Source organism: Pseudomonas sp. HY7a-MNA-CIBAN-0227, assembly GCF_040310325.1.
In the GTDB taxonomy this organism is placed as follows: Bacteria; Pseudomonadota; Gammaproteobacteria; order Pseudomonadales; family Pseudomonadaceae; genus Aquipseudomonas.
Genome location: NZ_JBEOPT010000005.1, coordinates 292,543 through 314,621 on the forward strand (window position 1 = coordinate 292,543; position 22,079 = coordinate 314,621).

Consider the following 22,079-nt stretch of genomic DNA (forward strand, 5'->3'; position numbering starts at 1 on the left):
TTTTTTACCGTCTTAGAATTTGTAGTTCACGCTGGCGACCACGTTGCGTTGGTCACCGTAGTAGCAGTAGAAACCATCACAAGTGGATAGGTAATCTTTGTTGAAGATGTTCTTTGCATCCACCGCCACGGTGACACCCTTCATGGAACTGTTCACTCGGCCAAGATCGTAGTGCACCGAGGCGTCGTACACCGTGTAGGACCCGACATGGCCCCAGTCGGTATTGGCGCTGTTGCCGTAGGTGTCGCCGACATACCGCACGCCTGCACCTACGCCGAAACCGTCCAGTGCACCGCTGCGCCAGGTGTAGTCGGCCCAAGCGGTGGCCTGGTTGCGTGGCACCTGGTTTAGCCGATTACCCTTTTCTTCGGCCGTGCCCTCGGTGATTTCACTGTCGTTATAGGTGTAGGAACCCACCAGCTTGAGGCTTTCGCTGATGTCTGCGCTGGCTTCCAGTTCCAGGCCGCGAACCCGGGTTTCACCCACTTGGCGAGTGATACCGCCCTCAGTTACCGAGCTGTTCTGCTGGGTCAGGTCGAACACTGCGGCCGTCAGCAGGGTCTTGGTACCGGGCGGCTGGTACTTGATACCCGCTTCGTACTGCTTGCCTTCGGTGGGTTTGAACGCGCCGGTGCTGAGCACTTGGGTGCCGGAGCCGGCCTGGAACGATTCGGCGTAGGAGAGGTACGGCGTAATGCCGTTGTCAAAGACGTAGCTCAGCGCTGCGTTGCCGCTGAAATGCTTGTCACGCTGAGTGTTGGTCGCATCATTCTGGTTGTGAAAGGTGGTGCCGGTGTGCACCCAGTCTTCACGCCCGCCGAGGGTCAGACGCCAGTTATCGAGGGCGATCTGGTCCTGAACGTACAAGCCCGTCTGCTGAGTTTTCTGGGTGTAGTCATACATGCTGAAATACTGGACTTTGGAGAAGTCCTGCCCGTACACCGGCCGATTGAAATTGATGGTTGGCACCCCCCCGGAACCCCACAGCCAGCGTGCATCGGCGTTGGAGCGCTGGTGGTCCAGACCTAGCAACAGAGTGTGGCTCAGGGCGCCGGTCTGGAAATCGGCCTGGAAGTTGTTGTCGACGGCGAATTGGCTGATGTTTTCATCGACCTTGCCTGCGGAGCGTTGCACGTTACCATCGGCGTCTACTGCCAGCTCAGGGCCATTTGGCCAGAAGCTGCCGCCAGCGGTGATGCCCTGAAACGACAGATCATTCTTGGTGTAACGCAGGTTCTGGCGGAACTGCCAGGTGTCGTTCAGCCGGGTTTCAAAGGCATAACCCAACGCGTAGTAAGTGCGGTCGTAGAATTCCCAATCTGGATCGCCGAGGTTCTTGTGGTGGGAAATCTTTCCGGCCGGCGAGCTCAATTTGGTGCCTTGCAACGGCAGGAACTGCCCGGTGATACCGGTATCGTCGCGGGTGTACTGCGAGAGAAAGGTCAGTTTGGTGTCGTCATTGATGTTCCAGGTCAGGCTGGGCGCGATGTTGTAGCGCTTGTCCGGAATGTGATCGACCGCCGTATTGCTGTCGCGTACCACGCCGCTAATGCGATAGAGGAACTGACCCTCATCATCAATTTTGCCGGTGCTGTCGAAGTTGATCTGCTTGTGTTCGTTGCTGCCTGCTTGCACCTCGACTTCATTGGAACTTTCAGCCTGGGGACGACGGCTGACCATATCCAGCAGGCCACCTGGTGGTGTTTGACCGTAGACGGACGAAGCAGGGCCGCGCAGTACTGCGATGCGCTCCAGGTTCCAGGTGTCGATTTTCGGCGTGGCATAGTTGCCTTTGGGCAGGGGCAAGCCGTCGAGGAATTGGGTTGGAATAAAACCGCGTACCAGCAACCAGTCACTGCGGGAGTCGGCGCCGTAGCCGCTACTTTGCACGCCAGCGGTATAGCGCAGGGCGTCGTTGAGATTGAGAACGGAGCGGTCTTCCATTTGCTTGCGGGTAATCACCGATACGGAGCGAGGTAGCTCGGCAATTGGTGTATCAGTCTTGGTACCAGCCGCAGTGCGAGTAGCAACATAACCCTCCACCGGGCCCCAGGCGCTTTCGTAGTTGGCCTGACCAGTAATGCTGGTTTCTGGCAGCGACACAACGCCTTCAGGAATCGCTACCAGACTGAATGTCCCGGCGCTGCTTTGCTCCAATTGCAAACCTGTCCCACGCAATGCCTCGCGCAGCGCGCCCTGTGCATCGAACTGTCCCTTGACCGGCGTCGAGGTCTTGCCCGAAGCCAGCGACGGGTTGAGGGTCAGCGCCAGGCCGGCCTGGCTGGCGATCTGGTTCAGGGTGCTGGCTAACGGTGCGGCCGGCAGGTTGTAGGAGCGCACGCTGGACGCCTGTTCGGCAGCCATCAGCAGAGGGCTGGCCAGCGGGGAGCAGAAGGCAATGGCCACGGCTAACAGGCTGGGGCGCAACAAGGTGTCTAGCGAGCGGGACATGGGGCGGCTCCTGAATGAAAGTATTTCTCAATTGCCTATGTGCCGAGCGAGATTCAAAAAGTGATAGGGCTGAATGAAAATAATTTCTATCTGGCTTTCCCCCATAGCAGCAAGCTGTCGAGCTTTAGCGAGGCTGCGCCGGGTGCGACTCGGTGCTGGGAGCTGATCTGAAGGCGGTGATGTAGCCGACGTAGCCTCGCTAAAGCTCGACAACTACGGGTTGTTCGCTGTTTTGGCCACTACCGTCACCCACCACGGCGAGCGCTGCTGGATCTGCACCGGCAAGGTTGGTAACAGGGCATTCAACGCCAGATCCGTATCGTGCAGCGGGAAGCTGCCGGTGATCCGCAGGTCTGCCACTTGCTTGTCCACGCCCAAGTGCCCGGTGCGATAGCGCCCCAGCTCTTCAACCACATCCCCCAGCCGCGCGTCTTCCACCACCAGCATGCCGCGGGTCCAGGCGTCGGTGCCGGGGGCTACGGCCAGCAGCGGGCCAAGGCCATCGCTGCGCATCAGCACTTGCTGGCCTTGCTTGAAAATCTGTTCCTGATGCAATGCTTCTGGCTGGGCGGCGACGGCAGACTGCAAGACGCTGAGCCGCGTGCCGTCGTCCTCGCGCTTGACGATAAACCGCGTGCCCAGGGCCCGCAGGCTGCCCTCGCGGGTTTCGACGATGAACGGGCGGGCGTCGTTGTGGCCGGTTTCGATGAGGATTTCGCCTTCCTGCAACACGATCAGCCGGCGTTTTTCGTCGAAGCGCACATCAATGGCGCTATGGGTGTTGAGGTTGATCACGGTGCCATCCGCCAGCTTCAGCGTGCGCTGCTCGCCGGTGGCGGTGCGCTGGTCGGCCAGCCAATAGTTGATCGGCACGTAGCGTTGCCCAGTGAACAGCGCAAGGCCCAGCACCAACACCACACTGGCCAGGCCGCTGCCGAGTTTGCGCACCTGGCGACGAATGCTTTCGCGCGACTGCAACAAGGCCGAGCGCGCCGGGCCCGATGCCACGCTGAAACGCTGATCGAGCATGCCCAGCTGGCGCCAGGCGCGGGCGTGTTCCTCATTGCTGGCCAGCCACTTGCTGAACTCTTCGTGCTCCACGGCACTGCCGTCCCCGGAGTCCAGGGACAGTTGCCAGGCGATGGCTGCGTCCAGCACCCGCGCCGATACTGGTTTGGAGCTGAACTGATTCACAGCGGCTCGCCATACAGGGCGATGTAGCACTGGCGGATGCCCTGGGCCAGGTATTGCCGCACGCGCGGCACGGAGACCCCCAGGCGCTGGGCGATTTCGGCGTGGCCCATGCCATCGAGGCGGTTATAGAGGAAGGCGGCGCGGGCCTTGCTGGAGAGTTTGCCGAGCAAACGGTCGATGGCCTTGAGGTCTTCGAGGATCAGTTGCTGTTCTTCCGGGGAGGGATGCTCGCTTTCCGGGATCAGCATCAGTTCGGTGAGGTAGGCCTGCTCCAGGGCGGCGCGGCGGAAATAATCGAACAGCAGGCCTTTGGCGATGGCCACCAGGAATGCCCGGGGTTCGCGGGGTTCGCGCAAATCTTCACGGCTCAGCAGGCGCATGAAGGTGTCCTGGCTCAGGTCTTCGGCACGGCTGGGGCAGGCCACATTGCGTCGCAGCCACGCCAACAGCCAGCCGCGATGGTCGCGATATAACGCGCCAACAAGCTCACTGTGGGGACTTTGGGCTGACGACAAGGCAACACCGATCGAGAAGTTTAAACTAACGAGAATTATTCGCGATTGTGTCAGAGGTGAAGGGTGGGTGCAATTGGCGTTGGTCGGGTAGGGGCGTTATGACACCCTTTGTGGCAAGCCCGCTCTGCCTAATGCCGGTAAGTTAAGGAAATGGAGCGCCTAACATTACCCTGTGGCGAGCGGGCTTGCCCGCGTTGGGCTGCGCAGCAGCCCCAATCAGGCCAGCGCATTTTTCCAGTTAAACCGTGATTTCAGGTTTTAGGGCCGCTTCGCGCCCCAACGCGGGCAAGCCCGCTCGCCACAGGGTTTTGTGTTCAAGCTTAAAAGGACGGGGCCTGCTTGCGGCGCTTCCATTGGCTCAATCGCTGCTGCAACAGCAGCGGGCTATCGATTTGCTGCCGCCGTGCCCGGCTGAACAAAATCAACATCAGCTCCGCCGTGGCCAACGCATCGGCACTGGCGTGATGACGTTCGCCCACCTGCAGCTTGAAGTGCTCGATCCAGTCATCCAGCCCGGCCTCGCGGATGTTGGCCTGCGGGCACAAAAACGGGGCGATGTCGGCGACATCGAGAAACGTATGGGCCAGGCGATAGCCCAGGCTGTCCTTGAGCGCCCGCCCCAGCATGTGTTGATCGAACGGTGCATGAAACGCTAACAACGGGCTGTCGCCGACAAACGCTATGAAGTCCAGCAGCGCCTCGACTGGGTCGCTGCCGGCGGCGATGGCGCTGGGGCCCAGGCCGTGGATCAACACGCTGGGGCTGAGTTTGGTTTCGGCCCGTTGCAGGGTACGTTCGAACAGCTGGGAAAAGTCGATGGCCCCGTCTTCGATCACCACGGCACCGATGGACAGTACCTGATCGCGATTGAGGTTCAGGCCGCTGGTTTCCAGGTCCAGCACTACCCAGCGTTGCCCGCGCAATGAGCCTTCACCAAGCGCTTGCGGTGGCGGCAATTGCGCCAGACGGGCGTGTTGCCCGGCATCCAGTCCCGGCTTGGCCGCGCGCAGCCAACTGAACAGACTCACAGCTGATACCGTAGCGTCAGGCTGCTTTGCAGGCGCTGGGCCTGGCGCAGTGATTCGCGCAGGATGCGCCGGTCGAGGTGGTTGAGGCTGTCGGGGTCGACGCGATTGGAGTAAGGCTGATTCTCGCGGGTTTGCAGTTGGTGCTGCTGCATGCGGGTTTGCTGGATAAAGTGGTAGGCCTCTTCGTAGGCAGCGCCGTCCAGCCGTTCGATGACTTCCTTGTCTACCAGTTGGCGCAAGCGCTCCAGGGTGTTGTTGGCTTTGATGCCATTAGCCAAGGCCAGCAGGCGCGCGCCGTCGACAAAAGGCGTGAGCCCCTGAACCTTGAGGTCGAGGGTGGCTTTGTCATTACCCTTACGGGTCAGCACAAAATCTCGGAAACGCCCCACGGGCGGGCGTTGGCGCAACGCGTTCTCGGCCAGCATGCGCTGGAACAAGCGGTTGTCCGCCACCTGGTCGAGAATGCCCTGGCGCAGTTGATCACAACCCGTCTCGTCGCCCCAGACCACCCGCAAGTCGAAATAGATGCTGGATTTGAGCAAGTTTTCCGGCGTTGCTTGGCGAATAAAGCCGGCAAAGCGCCGCGCCCACTCACCGCGCGACAGGCACAGTTCCGGGTTGCCGGCCATGATATTGCCCTTGCATAGCGTAAAACCGCACAGCGCCAGGCTCTGGTTGATCTGTTGCGCCAGTGGCAACAGGCGGCCGCGAATTTCGGCAGCTTCGGCAGCATCCTTGGCGTCAAACAGAATGCCGTTGTCCTGGTCGGTATACAGCGTTTGCTCGCGTCGGCCTTCGCTACCGAAACACAGCCAACTGAAGGCCACGCCGGGGTCGCCCTTGTCCGCCAGGGTCAGTTCGATGACCCGGCATACGGTGTGATCGTTGAGCAGCGTAATGATGTGGGTGATTTGGGCCGACGACGCGCCGTGGGCCAGCATGCGTTCCACCAACTGGCCGATTTCGCCACGGATCGCCACCAGGTTTTCCACCCGTGGCGCGTTGCGAATGGTGCGGGCCAGGTGCACCAGGTCGACCCGTTGCAGGGAAAACAGGTCGCGCTCGGAGACCACGCCACACAAACGCTGATCCTTGACCAGGCACACGTGGGCAATATGCCTTTCAGTCATGGCGATGGCCGCATCGAAGGCGCTGTGGTCCGGGGTCAGGAAGAACGGCGCCTGGGTCATATGGCGCTCGATGCCCTGGGTGAAATCGCTGGTGCCGTCGGCCACCACCTGGCGCAGGTCCCGCAGGGTGAAAATTCCCAGGGGCGCCTTGTGCTCATCCACCACCACAATACTGCCGACCTGTTGCTCATGCATCAGCGTCACGGCCTCGCGCAGCGGCGTTAGTGGGCTGCACGTCACCGGATGACGCATGGCCAGTTCGCCCAGGCGCGTGTTTAACGAGTATTGAGTGCCGAGGGTTTCCACAGCTTTTTGCTGGACTTGTTGGTTGACCTGATCCAGAAGGCTGCTCACCCCGCGCAAGGCGAAGTCGCGAAACGGGCTGGACAGTGCGAACAGCTTGATGAAGGCCGGTTTGTTTAATTGCAGGCAGAAGGTGTCTTCGGCGGCCTTGTGCTCGGTGCGGGTTGCCCGTTCCCCTAGCAGCGCTGCCAGGGGGAAGCATTCGCCGGTGGTGATTTCGAAGGTGGTTTCGGTGCCGCTCTTGGCCGAATGCGGCCGTTCGCCGATCACGCGCCCCTGCTTGACGATATAGAAGTGCTCTACCGGCCCGCCCGAGGGTTTGAGAATGCTCTCGCCGGGGCCGTAGAAGCGCAATTGGCACTGTTCCACCAGAAACGCCAGGTGGGCATTTTCCATTTGGTTGAACGGCGGGAAGCGTTGCAGAAATTGCAGGGTGCCGTGGATGTTCTGCAACACAGCAGTTTTCCCCGCTTGTGTGAAAGCATCAGCTTTACTCATAAACATGACCGCAGTTTTTTTGTCGTTATCGTCCTTCATGGTCGACTCCTGCGCTACGAGTGCCCATTGGACGTAAGTCTAGGTAGCTATACCAAGACATGTGACTTCCACAACTAGGGAAAAACCTTACATGAATATCGTCCAAACTCCGTAGAACGCCCACTAGGCAAACTTTCCGACGAAGTGCACATTGAGCGCCCTTCTGGTGATGTCTGACTTCTGTGCTGGGAGATTGATCAGAACTGCCGAGAAACGTATGTCCGACCACGATATTTTGAGTGATGCCGAGCGCGAGGCGCTGAGCGCCGTAATGCAGGAGCCTAATTTGCCGCCACAACGGGTCTTGATCGTGGACGACGACAAGGACTCCCGTGAACTGTTGGCGGAGATCCTTGGCCTGGATGGCATTCGCTGTATGACGGCTGAGAGTGGCGAGGCCGCGTGGGATTTATTGAAATCCAGCAGCTCCATCGGTTTGCTGATCACCGACCTGCGCATGGCACCGAGTAACGGGTTGGAATTGATTCGCCAGGTGCGGGGGTCCACCCGGGCCGCGTTGCCGATCATCATCATGTCCGGGGATGCCGAGGCCCCCGATGTGATTGATGCCATGCACTTGAGTGTGGTGGACTTTCTGCTCAAGCCGATTGATAGCGTGAAGCTGGCAAAGTTGGTGAAGCGGGAGTTGGGGATGGCGCCTTAGGTTCGAACTCAAAATGCAGCATCACAAAAAAGCCCTGATCTCTCGACCAGGGCTTTGTTGTTTCTAGCGTTTACTCACAGACCGTTTTTGGCCTTGAACTCACGACGCCGACGGTGCAATACCGGCTCGGTATACCCATTCGGCTGCTTGGTCCCTTCAATCACCAACTCAACCGCTGCTTGAAACGCAATGTTGCTGTCGAAATCCGGAGCCAGCGGACGGTACAGCGCGTCACCGGCGTTCTGCCGATCCACCACCGGCGCCATACGCTTTAGGCTTTCCAGAACCTGGGCTTCATTGACGATGCCATGGCGCAACCAGTTGGCGATGTGCTGGCTGGAGATGCGCAGGGTGGCGCGGTCTTCCATCAGGCCAACGTCGTTGATGTCCGGCACTTTCGAACAACCCACGCCCTGGTCGATCCAGCGCACCACGTAACCGAGGATGCCCTGGGCGTTGTTGTCCAGTTCGTTGCGGATCTCGGAGGCGGGCCAATCGGTGTTGCTGGCCAATGGAATGGTCAGGATGTCGTCTATCGACGCGCGCTCGCGCTTGGCCAGTTCGGCCTGGCGGGCGAACACGTCGACCTTGTGGTAATGCAGCGCGTGCAGCGCAGCAGCCGTCGGCGACGGAACCCAGGCAGTGTTGGCGCCAGCCAGCGGGTGAGCGATTTTCTGCTCCAGCATGGCGGCCATCAGGTCAGGCATGGCCCACATGCCTTTACCGATCTGCGCACGACCTTGCAGGCCGGTGCTCAAGCCGATGTCGACGTTCCAGTTCTCGTAGGCGCCGATCCATTTTTCAGTCTTCATCGCCGCCTTGCGCACCATCGCGCCGGCTTCCATGGAGGTGTGGATTTCGTCGCCCGTGCGGTCTAGGAAGCCGGTGTTAATAAACACTACTCGTTCGCTGGCCGCCTTGATGCACGCCTTGAGGTTGACCGTGGTACGGCGTTCCTCGTCCATAATCCCGACTTTCAGGGTGTTGCGCGGCAGCTTCAGCACGTCTTCGATGCGGCCAAACAGCTCGTTGGTGAACGCGGCTTCTTCAGGGCCGTGCATCTTCGGTTTAACGATGTAGACCGAACCGGTGCGGCTGTTCTTGCGGCTGTTATTGCTATTGAGGCTGTGGATCGCCCCCAGGCTGGTGAGCAGGCCGTCGAGAATGCCTTCCGGCACTTCGTTGCCTTGGCTGTCGAGGATCGCGTCGATGGTCATCAAGTGGCCGACGTTACGCACGAACAACAGCGAACGGCCGTGCAGGCTCACTTGGTTGCCGTCGACACCGGTGTAGCGGCGGTCGGCATTCATGGTGCGGGTGAAGGTCTTGCCGCCCTTGGCCACTTCTTCGGCCAGGTCGCCCTTCATCAGGCCGAGCCAGTTGCGGTAGATCACCACTTTGTCATCGGCATCGACGGCGGCGACGGAGTCTTCGCAGTCCATGATGGTGGTCAGGGCGGCTTCCATCAGCACGTCCTTGACGCCGGCGGCATCGGTCTGACCGACCGGGGTGCTGGCGTCGATCTGGATTTCGAAATGCAGACCGTTGTTTTTTAGCAGGATCGCGGTCGGTGTGGCGGCATCGGCCTGGTAGCCGATCAATTGCGCATCGCTGCGCAGGCCGCTGTTGCTGCCGCCCTTGAGGCTGACGACGAGCTTGCCGTCGACGATCTTGTAGCCGGTGGAATCGACGTGGCTGCCGGCTGTCAACGGCGCGGCTTCGTCGAGGAAGGCACGGGCGAAGGCGATGACCTTGTCGCCACGGACCTTGTTATAGCCCTGGCCTTTCTCGGCGCCGTCGGCTTCGCTGATGGCGTCGGTGCCATACAGCGCGTCGTACAGCGACCCCCAGCGCGCATTGGAGGCGTTGAGGGCGAAACGGGCGTTCATCACCGGCACAACCAGCTGGGGGCCGGCCATGCGGGCAATTTCGTCATCGACGTTTTGGGTCGAAGCCTGGAAATCCGCCGCTTCTGGCAGCAGGTATCCGATATCTTGCAAAAAGGCTTTGTAGGCCACCGGGTCGTGGGCCTGGCTGGCGTGTGTCTGGTGCCAGGCATCGATCCGCGCTTGGAAATCGTCGCGTTTGGCGAGTAGGGCTTTGTTCTTCGGGGCCAGGTCATGGATGACCTTGTCGGCGCCCGCCCAGAATTGGTCGGCGGTGAGGCCGGTACCGGGAATGGCTTCGTTATTCACGAAGTCGAACAGGACTTTGGCGACCTGCAGGCCACCGACTTGAACGTGTTCAGTCATTGCTTGCCTCACTCTGCTCAGCTATTCGCTTTTCAGCTTTTCAATTTACCAATGAAGCCTCTGGCCATTTAAACCACAAACCCTGGGCACCAGTACATGCCATAGATGGCGGCTGGGTGGTTCCAATCAACGGCGCAAACCTTGCTGACGGGGTGTTCGGGGTTATGACGGCGCTTGGGCAGACATCGACCTAACGTTATGTAGTGCGCGCTGCGGCATACTACATGATGAGTTGCGGTTGTGAAAATTAGACTAAATACGTCGTTTAGCGACCCACTTTGGTCGTACAGTCACAGCGGGGTACGGGATGTTCTCAAAAAACTATTGGATTGTTCCATATAAATATAAAAATGGTACACGATTTGTCTTCATTGATATCCGTGTCCACCCTGTAGAAGCGGGTTCGCTCCTACCTAATCCAACACAAGAGGGCTGACACCATGGACCATCTCGTACTCACCGTTATTGCGCCGGACAAACCCGGCCAGGTTGAACGTGTCGCCCAGTGCATCGCCGAGCATGGTGGTAATTGGCTGGAAAGTCGCATGGCGCGCATGGCCGGGCAGTTTGCCGGGATACTGCGGGTCGGTGTGCCGGCTGAAGCCTACGATGAATTGGTGGGGGCGCTGCAGGGGTTGTCGGCCCACGGCATTCGGGTACTGATCGCTGAAAGCGGTATCGCGCAATCCTGCGAGTGGAAGCCGATTGCCATGGAGCTGGTGGGCAATGATCGACCGGGCATTGTGCGTGATATCACGGCGTTACTGAGCAAGCATGGTGTCAACCTGGAACGCCTGATCACCGATGTACGCCCCGCCCCGATGAGTAGCGATCCGCTGTTTCACGCTGAAGCCTTGTTGGCGGTGCCCCTGACCCTGCCTCTGGAGACGTTGCAGGTGGCGCTCGAAACCCTGGCCGACGATTTGATGGTGGAGTTGGCGTTGCGCAGCGAGGAGTAACTGCCCACAAGGTTATGCATGGAAATCTTGCATGGGCCTGTGGATAACCTTGGGGTGAAACCCTGCAAGCCAGTCGGGCTGTGGCTTGCAGGGTTATGTGCGTTATTTGATCAGCGTTTGCGTAGGCTGAGCCAGGCATCGACGCTGTAGACCGCAAGACCCGCCCAGATAAACAGAAACGCCACCAGGCTGCTGGAAGTCAGGTGCTCATCGAACAACAGCACCGCCTGCAACAGCACCAGCGTTGGCGCCAGGTACTGCAGGAAACCCAGTGTGGTGTAGGGCAAATGCCGCGCGGCAGCGTTGAAACACACCAGCGGGATCAGCGTCACTGGGCCGGCGGCCACCAGCCACCAGGCTTCGGACGTGCCCCAGAACTCCATTTGTGCGCTGTGGGCGCTTGGGTTGAGCAGCAACCAGGCCACGGCAATAGGCACTAGCATCCAGGTTTCCACCACCAGCCCCGGCAATGCCTTGACCGGCGCTTGTTTGCGGATCAAACCGTAGAAGCCAAAGGTCAACGCCAGCACCAGGGACACCCACGGCAGGCTGCCGACTTGCCACACCTGTTGCACGACGCCCAATGCGGCGAGCCCGACGGCGACCCATTGCAGGCGGCGCAGGCGTTCGCCCAGGAGCAACATGCCCAGCAGCACATTCACGAGCGGGTTGATGTAGTAACCCAGGCTGGCTTCCAGCATGCGGCCGCTGTTTACCGACCAGACGTAGGTCAGCCAGTTGCCCGCGATCAAGGACCCGCTCAAGGCCAGGATTGCCAGCCGTTTTGGGTTGTCCCGTAGTTCGCGCCACCAGCCAGGGTGTTTCCAGACCATCAACAGCAAGCCGCCGAACAGCGCCGACCACAGCACGCGGTGCACGATGATTTCTACGGCGGGAACGCTGGCGATTGCTTTGAAGTAGAGCGGGAACATTCCCCAGATGACGTAGGCAGTCAGGCCCAATATGTACCCGCGACGGGGGTTGGCGGCTTGCATGCAGAATCCTTGCTTAGGCAGCTAACAAAGCTGTGATTGTAAGGAGATTTGTCGGGCAATGGGATTTGCTTTCTGTAGAGCGGGCTTGCTCGCGAAGACCGTTAACGATAACGCGATCATCCTGAATGAACGCGTTGCCCTCGGGTTTCTCGCGAGCAAGAACTAGGCGTCCCCCTCGCTCCTACAGAGGAGCGGGCCCGTCTAGAACAGTTTCAACGGCTCTTCATTGAGTGCCGACAGTTGCTCGCGCAATGCCAGCACCTGGTCGCCCCAGTACCGCTCGCTGCCGAACCACGGGAAGCTGTGGGGGAACGCCGGGTCATCCCAACGCCGTGCCAGCCAGGCGCTGTAGTGCATCAGGCGCAGGGCGCGCAGGGGTTCGATCAGCGCCAGCTCGCGAGGATCGAAGTCGTGGAACTCCTGGTAGCCGTCCATCAATTCCGACAACTGCCCCAGGCACTCCTGGCGATCACCGGCGAGCATCATCCACAAGTCCTGCACTGCCGGGCCCATGCGGCAGTCATCGAGGTCGACGATGTGGAACATCTCGTCGCGGCACATCATGTTGCCGGGGTGGCAGTCGCCGTGCATGCGGATGTTCTTGTGGGGTGTGGCCTTGTAGACCTCTTCCACACGCTTGAGCAGGTCGCGGGCCACGGACTCGTAGGCGGGCAGCAGGCTCTTGGGAATGAAATTACCTTCCAGCAAGGTAGTCAGGGAATCGTGACCGAAGTTCTTCACTCCCAGGGCTTCGCGGTGTTCGAAAGGGCGGGTGGCGCCGACCGCGTGTAAACGACCGAGCAACTGCCCTAGGCGGTGCAACTGATCGAGATTGCCCGGCTCTGGCGCACGGCCGCCGCGACGGGGAAACAGAGTGAAGCGAAAACCCGCGTGTTCGAACAGGCTTTCGCCGTTGTGGATCATCGGCGCGACCACCGGCACTTCGCACTCGGCCAGTTCGAAAGTGAAGCGGTGTTCTTCGAGAATCGCTTCGTTGGTCCAGCGCTGAGGGCGATAGAACTTGGCGATCAGCGGCTCGGAATCTTCGATGCCGACCTGATAGACGCGGTTTTCATAACTGTTGAGCGCGAGGATGCGGGCGTCACTGAGAAAACCGATGCTCTCTACTGCGTCGAGCACCAAGTCAGGGGTAAGTGTTGCAAACGGGTGGGCCATGCGAACTCCTGCGCGCAGCAGGGCGCCGCGTCCGGCCCGGTATGGTATCGCACACCAGCCTGGATAGGTGGCGGCTGTGTTGGGTGAGTGAGCTTGTTGTGGCGAGCGGGCTTGCCCGCGTTGGGCTGCGAAGCAGCCCTTCTTATTAGCGCCGCATTCTTTCAGACATAACACTGTGGCTGGTTTTGGGGCTGCTGCGCGGCCCAACGCGGGCAAGCCCGCTCGCCACAGAAAACTGTGTTGGCTCTTTATGAACCGACGATCCCACCATCCTCCCGTCGAATCGCCATCACCGACGACCGTGGCTTGCCGTTGGGCAAATACTCTGGGAACGTCGAGCCACCGGTTTCCCCTGGATGCTGAATCCCCACAAACAGGGTTTTCTGATCTGGCGAAAAGCTGATCCCTGTCACCTCGCACGCCACCGGCCCGACCATGAACCGGCGAATTTCACCCGTCGTCGGGTCGGCGCACAACATCTGGTTATTGCCCATGCCGGCAAAGTCGCCGCTGTTGCTGTAGTCGCCATCGGTGAGAATCCACAAGCGCCCAGCCTTGTCGAAGCCCAGGCCGTCGGGGCTGTTGAACATGTTCTGCGGGTTGATGTTGGACGAGCCGCCCTTGGGCTTGCCGGCATGCACGCTGGGGTTGCCCGCCACCACAAACAAGTCCCAGGTGAAGTTTGGCGCGCCGTGGTCATCGGCATTGGCCTTCCAGCGCAGGATTTGGCCGTAGACGTTTTTCTCCCGTGGGTTGGGCCCGCCTACTGGTTGGCCGTCTTCGCCGCGCTTGGCGTTGTTGGTCAGGGTGCAATAAACCTGGCCGTCGCTGGGGCTGACGACAATCCATTCCGGGCGATCCATGCGAGTGGCCTTCACGATGCTGGCGGCCAGGCGTGCGTGGATCAGCACTTCGGCCTGGCTGGCGAAACCTGAGCTGGCGTCGATGCCGTTTTTGCCGAAGGTCAGTTCGACCCATTGGCCCTGACCCTTGGGATGGTCTGCATTGCCATCGCCTGCATCGAAAATCGCCACGTACAAGGTGCCGTGGTCCAGTAGATCTTTATTGGCCTTGGGATTTTTGTGATTGATCTTGTCGCGGCTGATGAACTTGTAGATAAATTCGCCACGTTCGTCGTCGCCCATGTAAACCACGGCATGGCCGTCGCGTGTTTCAGCGAGGGCGGCGTTTTCGTGCTTGAAGCGACCCAGAGCGGTGCGCTTGACCGGCGTGGATTGTGGGTCGAACGGGTCGATTTCCACCACCCAGCCATGGCGGTTGAGTTCGTTGGGGTTCTTTGCCATATCAAAGCGCGGGTCGTGCTGATGCCAGTTGATGTCCTTGCTGGCGGCTACCACGCCGTAGCGTTTCTGCCCGGCGTCGAACGCTTGCTGCGGGTTGCTACTACCGAAACAGTCGGTGAAGTTTTCTTCGCAGGTCAGGTAAGTGCCCCACGGGGTCATGCCGTTGGCGCAGTTCTGGAACGTGCCGAGGACTTTTTTGCCGCTCTTGTCAGCCTCGGTTTGCAGCCAGGAGTGCCCGGCAGCCGGACCGCCGAAGCGCAGGGGCGAGTTGCCGTGGATGCGCCGGTTGTAGCGCGAGTCCTGGACGAACTGCCAAGTGTCGCCTTTGCGCTGCACCTCGATCACCGACACCCCTTCGCTGGCCAGGGCCTTGCGCACGTCTTCGGCCGATTGCGGCATGCCACCGTGGGCGAACAGGTAGCGGTAGTTGGTGTATTCGTTGTTGATGGCCATCAGCGCCCTGCGGTCGTCACCAGGGAAGGCGAACAGGCTCATGCCGTCATTGTTGTCGCCGAACTGCAGTTCCTGGGCTTTGGCGGTACCGTTGCCGGTTGGGTCGAAGGCGGGTGCATTCTTATGCAGCGGCTGGCCCCAACTGATCAGCACCGAAGAGGTGTAGCCGGGCGGCAGGGTGATGGTATCGCTGGTGGCGGCGGCGATGCTGGCAAAACCCAGCAAGGGGCTTGAAGACGCGGCATTGACGGCCAGGGCGCTGCGGGTCAGCAGGTTGCCACCCAGGAACATTGCAGCACCGCACAGGGCGCCGGCACCGATAAAGCGGCGGCGACTAAGGCCGACCATCTGTTCAAGGTCAGTGGCTTGGTTTTCTTCTAATAGGTTCATAGCAGGCCCCCTTTATGGTTTTTGCAAACACCATAAGGAACGGGTGTGACGAAACCGTTGCAGTTTTGCGACGGGCGTCAGTTACACCGCGATACCCAGCAGCACATTGCTGGGCGCGAACTGCACCTGGATGGTTTTTCCGTTGACGGCACCCAACGCCTTGAGCTGCTCGGGTTGCGCCAGCGCGCATAAAACCTGGCCATTGGGCAGGGCGATGCGCACTTCGCTGGGGCCATCGTCGGCGTCGAGAATGGCGTCGATATTACCGCTCATGCAATTGTGTTCAAGTGTGGTGGCTGCCTCTACCGCGACGACTTCGAGCCAACCAGCCTTGATCAACGCCACCACCTCGGTGCCGATTTCCAGCTCCAGGCGCAGGGTACTGTCGTGGGTAATCTGCGCATCGAGGGTGAGCCCGGCGGCCAGCTCCAGTCGGATCAGGTCGTTGCGGCCATGGCTATCGATGGCGATGACTTTGCCGTGCAACTGATTGCGGGCACTGGTGCGTAGCATCAGGCGGCCGAGCAAGTCGAGGTCGCTGGCATCTTCAGCGGCATCCAGCACTTGGGCTTGCAACGCTTGCAGACGTTGGTAGAGACGCAGCACCCGCTCGCCTTCTGTGGATAACCGCGCGCCACCACCGCCCTTGCCGCCGACGCTGCGTTCCACCAGCGGCTTTTGCGCCAGGTTGTTCAGCTCATCAATGGCGTCCCAGGCGGCTTTGTAACTCAGGCCGGCACTTTTCGCCGCGCGGGTGATGGAGCCCTGTTCTGCGATGTGCTGCAGCAGGGCAATGCGCTGGGGGCGACGGACGATGTGTTGGCTCAACAGGGTCGGTAAAGTCATGACAAACAGTTACACGCTTCGATGGAATACACAGGACGTTGCGGGCAGGGCGCGTCGGCGTCAAGTCATGTGCCAGGTTTTGGCGTACGCGCCAGGCAGTACACGTCGACCTGCCGCGCGCCAGCGTCGATTAACAGCCGGGCCAGGCTGTTGGCGGTGGCGCCGGTGGTCAGTACATCGTCCACCAGGGCCAGGTGGAGGCCTTTGACCGCCGCGCCGGGTGCCAGTGCAAATGCCTTGAGCAGGTTGCTTTTGCGGTTTTTCGCGTCCAGGTCTTGCTGTGCCACGGTTTCATGTGGGCGTAGTAACACCCGCTCATCGCAGGGAATGTCCAAATCCTGGCTCAACCATCGCGCGAGCATTGTTGCCTGGTTATAGCCCCTTTCCCGTAGGCGTCTACGGGCCATGGGAACCGGGAACAGGCAGTCAGGGCGTGTCAGTTCGGCGTTTTCATAGCGATCTTGCAGGCATTGTCCCAGTAGGTGTGCCAGCAAATGGCCCAGCGGCCATCGGGCCTGGTGCTTGAAGCGGCTGATCAGCGTGTCGACCGGGAAGCTGTAGGTAAAGGGCGTAGCTACGTGTTTAAACGTGGGTGGCTGCCTTTGGCATTGGCCGCAGGTCAGGCCCGCCATGGGCAGGGGCAGGGCGCACACTTCGCAATGATCCATCAGCCACGGCAGTTCGGTTTCGCAGAAGTTACAGATCGAATGGGCCGTATCAGTGGCCTCATCGCAAATTAAACAGATCTGGTTGTTTTTCGACCAGATGTAGACTTCGTGTTTGAGTCTGGGTTGACAGTGCATGATTCTTCCTTAAATATGCCGAGCATCCGTGTCGTGCCTGTGGGTATTACCTTTCCCGCAGCGCTTGCCAAAGCATAAACAAGGAATCGCCCATGAGCGCCAGCATCACTGCCAACCTGCGTCACGATTGGTCTTTAGCCGAAGTCAAAGCGCTTTTCGTGCAGCCATTCAATGACTTGTTGTTCCAGGCGCAGACCGTGCACCGCGCGCATTTCGATGCCAATCGGGTCCAGGTTTCTACCCTTTTGTCGATCAAGACCGGCGCCTGCCCGGAAGATTGCAAATATTGTCCGCAGTCGGGCCACTACAACACGGGCCTGGAAAAAGAAAAACTGATGGAAGTGCAGAAAGTCCTCGAAGAGGCCGCCCGCGCCAAAGCCATCGGCTCGACCCGCTTCTGCATGGGCGCGGCCTGGAAACACCCGTCGGCCAAGGACATGCCCTACGTGTTGCAGATGGTCAAAGGCGTCAAGGCCATGGGCCTGGAAACCTGCATGACCCTCGGCAGCCTCGACCAGGACCAGACTGAAGCACTGGCCCAGGCCGGTCTGGATTATTACAACCATAACCTCGACACCTCGCCGGAGTTCTATGGCTCCATCATCACCACCCGCACCTACGGTGAGCGCCTGCAAACCCTGGCCTACGTGCGTGATTCAGGGATGAAGATCTGCTCCGGCGGCATCCTCGGCATGGGCGAGTCCCTCGATGATCGAGCCAACCTGCTGATCCAACTGGCCAACCTGCCGGAGCATCCGGAGTCGGTGCCGATCAACATGCTGGTCAAGGTCGCAGGCACGCCCTTGGAAAACGCTGAGGACATCGACCCGTTCGACTTTATCCGCATGCTGGCGGTGGCGCGCATCCTTATGCCGCAATCCCATGTGCGCCTGTCGGCTGGCCGGGAAGCGATGAACGAGCAAATGCAGGCCCTGGCGTTTTTTGCCGGCGCCAACTCGATTTTCTACGGCGACAAACTGCTAACCACCGCCAACCCGCAGGCGGACAAGGACATGCAGTTGTTCTCGCGCCTGGGAATCTTGCCGCAAGCTCGCGAGGAGCATGCCGATGAGGTACACCAGGCGGCCATCGAGCAGGCGCTGGTGGAACAGAAGAGCAGCGAGCAGTTTTATAACGCCGCGGTTTGATCCTGGCTTCACCCTGTAGCCGCTGCGGCAGCGGCTACATTCAATTTCTGATATCCCCGAGGCCTGCATGTCTTTCGATCTCGCCGCGCGTCTCGCTGCCCGTCGTGCCGAACACCTTTATCGCCAACGGCCACTGCTGGAAAGCCCCCAAGGCCCGCAAGTGGTGGTGGATGGCCAACCTTTGCTCGCCTTCTGCAACAACGACTACCTGGGCCTGGCCAATCACCCGCAAGTGATCGAAGCCTGGCGTGCCGGTGCGTCTCGCTGGGGCGTGGGTGGTGGCGCATCTCACCTGGTGATTGGCCACAGCACGCCGCACCATGAACTGGAAGAAGCCCTGGCCGACCTCACCGGTCGCCCTCGGGCGCTGCTGTTTACCACCGGCTACATGGCTAACCTCGGTGCGGTTACTGCATTGGTCGGGCAGGGCGATACGGTTCTGGAAGACCGCCTCAACCACGCCTCCTTACTGGATGCCGGCTTGCTCAGTGGGGCGCGCTTCAATCGTTATCTGCACAACGACGCTGTCAGCCTGGCCAAGCGCCTGGAGAAAGCCACCGGCAACACATTGGTGGTCACCGACGGCGTGTTCAGCATGGACGGCGACCTTGCCGACCTGCCGGCGCTGGCCCTTGAAACCCGGGCCAAAGGCGCCTGGTTGATGGTCGATGACGCCCATGGTTTCGGCCCGCTGGGCGCCAATGGTGGCGGGATCGTCGAGCATTTCGGCCTGAGCCAGGAAGACGTCCCGGTGCTGGTCGGCACCCTGGGCAAGGCGTTCGGCACGGCTGGCGCGTTTGTCGCCGGCAGCGAGGAGTTGATCGAAAGCCTGATCCAGTTCGCCCGGCCGTACATCTACACCACCAGCCAGCCGCCAGCGCTGGCGTGCGCCACCCTGAAAAGCCTTGAGTTGCTGCGCACAGAACACTGGCGACGCGAGCATCTGAATACGCTGATCCGCCAGTTTCGCCAGGGCGCCCAGCAAATCGGCCTGGAGCTGATGGACAGCTTCACGCCGATCCAGCCAATCATGATCGGCGACAGTGGCCGGGCGGTGCGCTTGTCACAGATGCTGCGTGAGCGAGGGCTGATGGTCACTGCGATTCGTCCGCCCACAGTGCCCGCCGGGAGTGCCCGTTTGCGGGTGACATTGTCGGCGGCCCACAGTGAAACGCAGGTGCAGCTATTGTTAAGCGCATTGGAAGAGTGTTTCCGCTTGTTAGGCCAGGAGCCCGACCATGCGTGATCGACTGATATTGCTGCCCGGCTGGGGCCTTGGCGTGTCGCCGCTGGAACCTTTGGCCGCCGCGTTGCGAGGGTTGGACGAGCGCCTGCGGGTCGATATCGAGCCCTTGCCGGAACTGGGCTCCAGTGACCTCGACGAGTGGCTCGACGAACTCGATGCGACGCTGCCCGATAACGCCTGGCTCGGCGGTTGGTCCCTGGGTGGCATGCTTGCTTCGGAGCTGGCGGCCCGTCGCGGTGACCGCTGTTGCGGTTTGCTGACCTTGGCCTGCAACCCATGTTTCGTCGCCCATGACGGTTGGCCGAGCGCAATGCCCGCAGAAACCTTCGACGCCTTCCTCGCCGGTTGCCATGCCGACTCCCAAGTCACCCTCAAACGCTTCGGCCTGCTCTGTGCCAAGGGCGCGCAAGATCCACGGGGCCTGGCGCGCTTGTTGGTCAGCGGTGCGCCGAATACGCCGTCCAAGGTGCTGATGACTGGCCTTGAGTTGTTGACGCAGTTGGACACTCGGGACGCCTTGCAGGCCTTTCGCGGTCCGCAACTGCATTTGTTTGCCGGGCTGGATGGCCTGGTGCCCGCTGAGGCGGGCAGTGAACTGTTGAAGTTATTGCCGGATGTTGAAATCGGTCTGATTGAACAGGTCGGCCACGCCTTTCTTCTGGAGGACCCCCATGGCGTAGCCGGGGCGATCCAGGCTTTTTTGCATGAGTGCGGTGATGACTGATTTATCCCATCCTCTATTGCGCCCTTTTCCAGTGCCAGGGACCTTGCCCGACAAGCGTCAGGTTGCAGCATCCTTTTCCCGTGCGGCGGCCAGCTATGACAGCGTCGCCGAGTTGCAGCGTGCGGTCGGTGGCGAACTGCTGCGGCGTCTGCCCGAGGGGTTTTCTCCCCAGCGCTGGTTGGACCTGGGCTGCGGCACTGGTTATTTCAGCCGTGCGCTGGCCGCTACATTTGCCGGCAGCCAAGGCCTGGCGCTGGATATCGCCGAAGGGATGCTCAATCACGCCCGGCCCTTGGGCGGTGCCGAGCATTTCATCGCCGGTGATGCCGAACGCCTGCCGTTGCAGGACAGCAGTTGCGGGCTGATTTTTTCCAGTCTTGCGGTGCAATGGTGCGCCGATTTCGCGGCGGTGCTCGGCGAAGCCCGGCGAGTGTTGCAGCCCGGTGGCGTGCTGGCGTTTGCCAGCCTGTGCGTCGGGACGCTGGATGAACTACGGGAAAGCTGGCGGGCGGCGGACGGCCTGGTTCACGTTAATCGCTTCCGGCCGTTCAGTACTTATCAACAGCTGTGCGACAACAGCGGGTTGCAGGTAGTGAGCCTGGAGCAACGTCCCCATGTGCTGCACTACCCGGATGTGCGCAGCCTGACCCATGAATTGAAAGCGTTGGGTGCGCACAATCTTAATCCGGGACGCCCTGGTGGCTTGACCGGCCGTGCACGGATTGTTGCACTGGTTGAGGCATACGAGCAGTTTCGCCAGGCCCAAGGGCTGCCGGCGACCTATCAAGTGGTGTATGCCGTACTGGAGAAACCTCTATGAGCACCGCCTATTTCATCACTGGTACCGATACCGACGTCGGCAAGACCACCATCGCCGCGGGCCTGTTGCGTGCGGCGCGGCAAGCGGGCAAGAGCACCGCAGCTGGCAAGCCGGTGGCCTCGGGCTGTGAAGTGACGCCCAAGGGTTTGCGCAATGCTGATGCGCTGGCCTTGTTGGACGAGTGTTCGTTGCCATTGACCTATGCCGAGGTCAATCCGGTGGCATTCGAGCCGGCCATCGCACCGCATCTGGCGGCCGGGGAAGCTGCAGTAGCGCTCACCGTGCAGTCCTTGTTAACGCCCATGCAGCAGATTCTTGCCAAACAGGCGGATTTCACTTTGATAGAGGGGGCGGGCGGTTGGCGGGTACCGTTGGCGGATCAGGACAACCTGTCGGATCTGGCGAAGGCGTTGCAGCTACCAGTGATCCTGGTGGTGGGCGTGCGTCTGGGCTGCATCAATCATGCGCTGCTGACCGCTGAAGCCATCGCCCGTGATGGCCTCCCGCTGGCGGGGTGGGTGGCCAATATCATCGACCCCAAGACCTCTCGTCTGGAAGAAAACCTCGCCACGCTGGCCGAGCGACTGCCGGCGCCATGCCTGGGAAGGGTGCCGAAACTCAAGCACCCCAGCGCTGAAGCCGTCGCTGAATACCTGCAATTGGATCTGCTTGACTAGTTTTGCCTATAGCTAAGGCATTATGCCATTAGTGTTTTTGACGGGCCTTTTCCGAGGATGTCTGCTTCAATAACTGTTCATGATTCTGTAAAGGCAGGTTTACGCCATGGACATCTCTGGAAGCAGCGCGTTTTATTCTGGGCTGAGCAGCATTCAGTCCGGGCAGAACCGTGTCGACCAGGCCGCGGGCAAAATTGCCAGTGCCGCCACTAGCCAGCCTTCGGACGCGCAAAACGACCGTTTGCGGGCGGCAGATCCCTCGAATTCGGCGAGCAATATGGTCGAGATGGCTGAGGGGAAATTCCAAGTGGAGCTGGGCGTGAAAATCGCCAAGGCTTCCGATGAAATGCTCGGCACGTTGATCGATACCTACGCCTGAATTTAGTGCATGCCGGCTTTCCTGTGTGAGCTGGCAAGCCAGCTCACACGTTTGCCTTGCCTCCCCTTCCTGACTTTCTAAAACT

Annotated in this window: 19 protein-coding genes; 8 read left to right on the forward strand and 11 right to left on the reverse strand. The window is 60.3% G+C overall.

The genetic code is table 11. The annotated features are described in order from the left end of the window. Positions 1-12 precede the first annotated feature (12 nt). From AAEZ06_RS11360 to AAEZ06_RS11380, 5 genes are all read right to left on the reverse strand, one after another. The gene (locus tag AAEZ06_RS11360) at positions 13-2,451 is read right to left on the reverse strand and encodes a TonB-dependent siderophore receptor (protein WP_350614315.1); all 2,439 of its coding nucleotides are present in this window, start codon (positions 2,449-2,451) and stop codon (positions 13-15) included. 213 nt (positions 2,452-2,664) lie between these two features. Beyond that, positions 2,665-3,645 carry a FecR domain-containing protein gene (locus tag AAEZ06_RS11365; protein ID WP_149413440.1) on the reverse strand — a complete coding sequence of 327 codons (981 nt, stop codon included), beginning with the start codon at positions 3,643-3,645 and terminating at the stop codon, positions 2,665-2,667. Next, a complete protein-coding gene (locus tag AAEZ06_RS11370) occupies positions 3,642-4,160 on the reverse strand; it encodes an RNA polymerase sigma factor (RefSeq protein WP_149413441.1) in 519 nt (172 codons plus the stop codon). The genes AAEZ06_RS11365 and AAEZ06_RS11370 overlap by 4 nt, the downstream gene beginning before the upstream one ends. Before the next feature lie 320 nt (positions 4,161-4,480). After that, on the reverse strand, positions 4,481-5,188 hold the full coding sequence (locus AAEZ06_RS11375; RefSeq protein WP_350614318.1) for a 3'-5' exonuclease: 708 nt from the start codon (positions 5,186-5,188) through the stop codon (positions 4,481-4,483). Continuing rightward, positions 5,185-7,119, reverse strand: coding sequence for a putative nucleotidyltransferase substrate binding domain-containing protein (locus AAEZ06_RS11380; protein WP_350614407.1), 1,935 nt, complete (start codon positions 7,117-7,119; stop codon positions 5,185-5,187). The genes AAEZ06_RS11375 and AAEZ06_RS11380 overlap by 4 nt, the downstream gene beginning before the upstream one ends. Before the next feature lie 256 nt (positions 7,120-7,375). Here AAEZ06_RS11380 and AAEZ06_RS11385 point away from each other — a divergent pair, with 256 nt between their 5' ends. Then, positions 7,376-7,822, forward strand: coding sequence for a response regulator (locus AAEZ06_RS11385; RefSeq protein WP_149413443.1), 447 nt, complete (start codon positions 7,376-7,378; stop codon positions 7,820-7,822). A 74-nt stretch (positions 7,823-7,896) separates the two neighbouring features. On the opposite strand, the gene AAEZ06_RS11390 is transcribed toward AAEZ06_RS11385, so the two are convergent. Continuing rightward, entirely contained in the window at positions 7,897-10,074 is a 2,178-nt protein-coding gene (locus tag AAEZ06_RS11390) for a malate synthase G (protein ID WP_350614320.1), read from the reverse strand. 440 nt (positions 10,075-10,514) lie between these two features. Here AAEZ06_RS11390 and AAEZ06_RS11395 point away from each other — a divergent pair, with 440 nt between their 5' ends. Continuing rightward, a complete protein-coding gene (locus tag AAEZ06_RS11395) occupies positions 10,515-11,033 on the forward strand; it encodes a glycine cleavage system transcriptional repressor (RefSeq protein WP_149413445.1) in 519 nt (172 codons plus the stop codon). A 110-nt stretch (positions 11,034-11,143) separates the two neighbouring features. Here AAEZ06_RS11395 and rarD read toward each other — a convergent pair whose 3' ends face one another. The 5 genes from rarD to AAEZ06_RS11420 all read right to left on the reverse strand — a co-directional run bounded on the left by rarD (position 11,144) and on the right by AAEZ06_RS11420 (position 17,000). Next, positions 11,144-12,028 carry an EamA family transporter RarD gene (gene rarD / locus AAEZ06_RS11400; RefSeq protein WP_149413446.1) on the reverse strand — a complete coding sequence of 295 codons (885 nt, stop codon included), beginning with the start codon at positions 12,026-12,028 and terminating at the stop codon, positions 11,144-11,146. Positions 12,029-12,229: 201 nt separating this feature from the next. Further along, positions 12,230-13,204, reverse strand: a complete 975-nt coding sequence (locus AAEZ06_RS11405) for a serine/threonine protein kinase (RefSeq protein WP_133102316.1) — start codon at positions 13,202-13,204, stop codon at positions 12,230-12,232. A gap of 248 nt (positions 13,205-13,452) precedes the next feature. Then, entirely contained in the window at positions 13,453-15,351 is a 1,899-nt protein-coding gene (locus AAEZ06_RS11410; protein WP_350614323.1) for a PhoX family protein, read from the reverse strand. A gap of 81 nt (positions 15,352-15,432) precedes the next feature. Further along, positions 15,433-16,197 carry a TOBE domain-containing protein gene (locus AAEZ06_RS11415; RefSeq protein ID WP_350614325.1) on the reverse strand — a complete coding sequence of 255 codons (765 nt, stop codon included), beginning with the start codon at positions 16,195-16,197 and terminating at the stop codon, positions 15,433-15,435. A gap of 65 nt (positions 16,198-16,262) precedes the next feature. Then, positions 16,263-17,000 (reverse strand): ComFC family protein, encoded by a 738-nt coding sequence (locus tag AAEZ06_RS11420; protein ID WP_350614327.1) that lies wholly within the window; start codon positions 16,998-17,000, stop codon positions 16,263-16,265. Positions 17,001-17,092: 92 nt separating this feature from the next. Here AAEZ06_RS11420 and bioB point away from each other — a divergent pair, with 92 nt between their 5' ends. The 6 genes from bioB to AAEZ06_RS11450 all read left to right on the forward strand — a co-directional run bounded on the left by bioB (position 17,093) and on the right by AAEZ06_RS11450 (position 21,994). After that, positions 17,093-18,148, forward strand: coding sequence for a biotin synthase BioB (gene bioB, locus AAEZ06_RS11425; protein ID WP_149413450.1), 1,056 nt, complete (start codon positions 17,093-17,095; stop codon positions 18,146-18,148). 67 nt (positions 18,149-18,215) lie between these two features. Further along, entirely contained in the window at positions 18,216-19,394 is a 1,179-nt protein-coding gene (gene bioF / locus AAEZ06_RS11430) for an 8-amino-7-oxononanoate synthase (protein ID WP_350614330.1), read from the forward strand. Beyond that, on the forward strand, positions 19,387-20,118 hold the full coding sequence (locus AAEZ06_RS11435; protein ID WP_149413452.1) for an alpha/beta fold hydrolase: 732 nt from the start codon (positions 19,387-19,389) through the stop codon (positions 20,116-20,118). Before bioF ends, AAEZ06_RS11435 begins: the two co-directional genes overlap by 8 nt. After that, entirely contained in the window at positions 20,111-20,938 is an 828-nt protein-coding gene (bioC, locus tag AAEZ06_RS11440) for a malonyl-ACP O-methyltransferase BioC (RefSeq protein WP_149413453.1), read from the forward strand. Before AAEZ06_RS11435 ends, bioC begins: the two co-directional genes overlap by 8 nt. Continuing rightward, positions 20,935-21,615 (forward strand): dethiobiotin synthase, encoded by a 681-nt coding sequence (gene bioD, locus AAEZ06_RS11445; RefSeq protein WP_350614332.1) that lies wholly within the window; start codon positions 20,935-20,937, stop codon positions 21,613-21,615. Before bioC ends, bioD begins: the two co-directional genes overlap by 4 nt. Positions 21,616-21,721: 106 nt before the next feature. Beyond that, positions 21,722-21,994, forward strand: a complete 273-nt coding sequence (locus tag AAEZ06_RS11450) for a pyrroloquinoline quinone biosynthesis protein PqqE (protein WP_149413455.1) — start codon at positions 21,722-21,724, stop codon at positions 21,992-21,994. Positions 21,995-22,079: the final 85 nt, after the last annotated feature.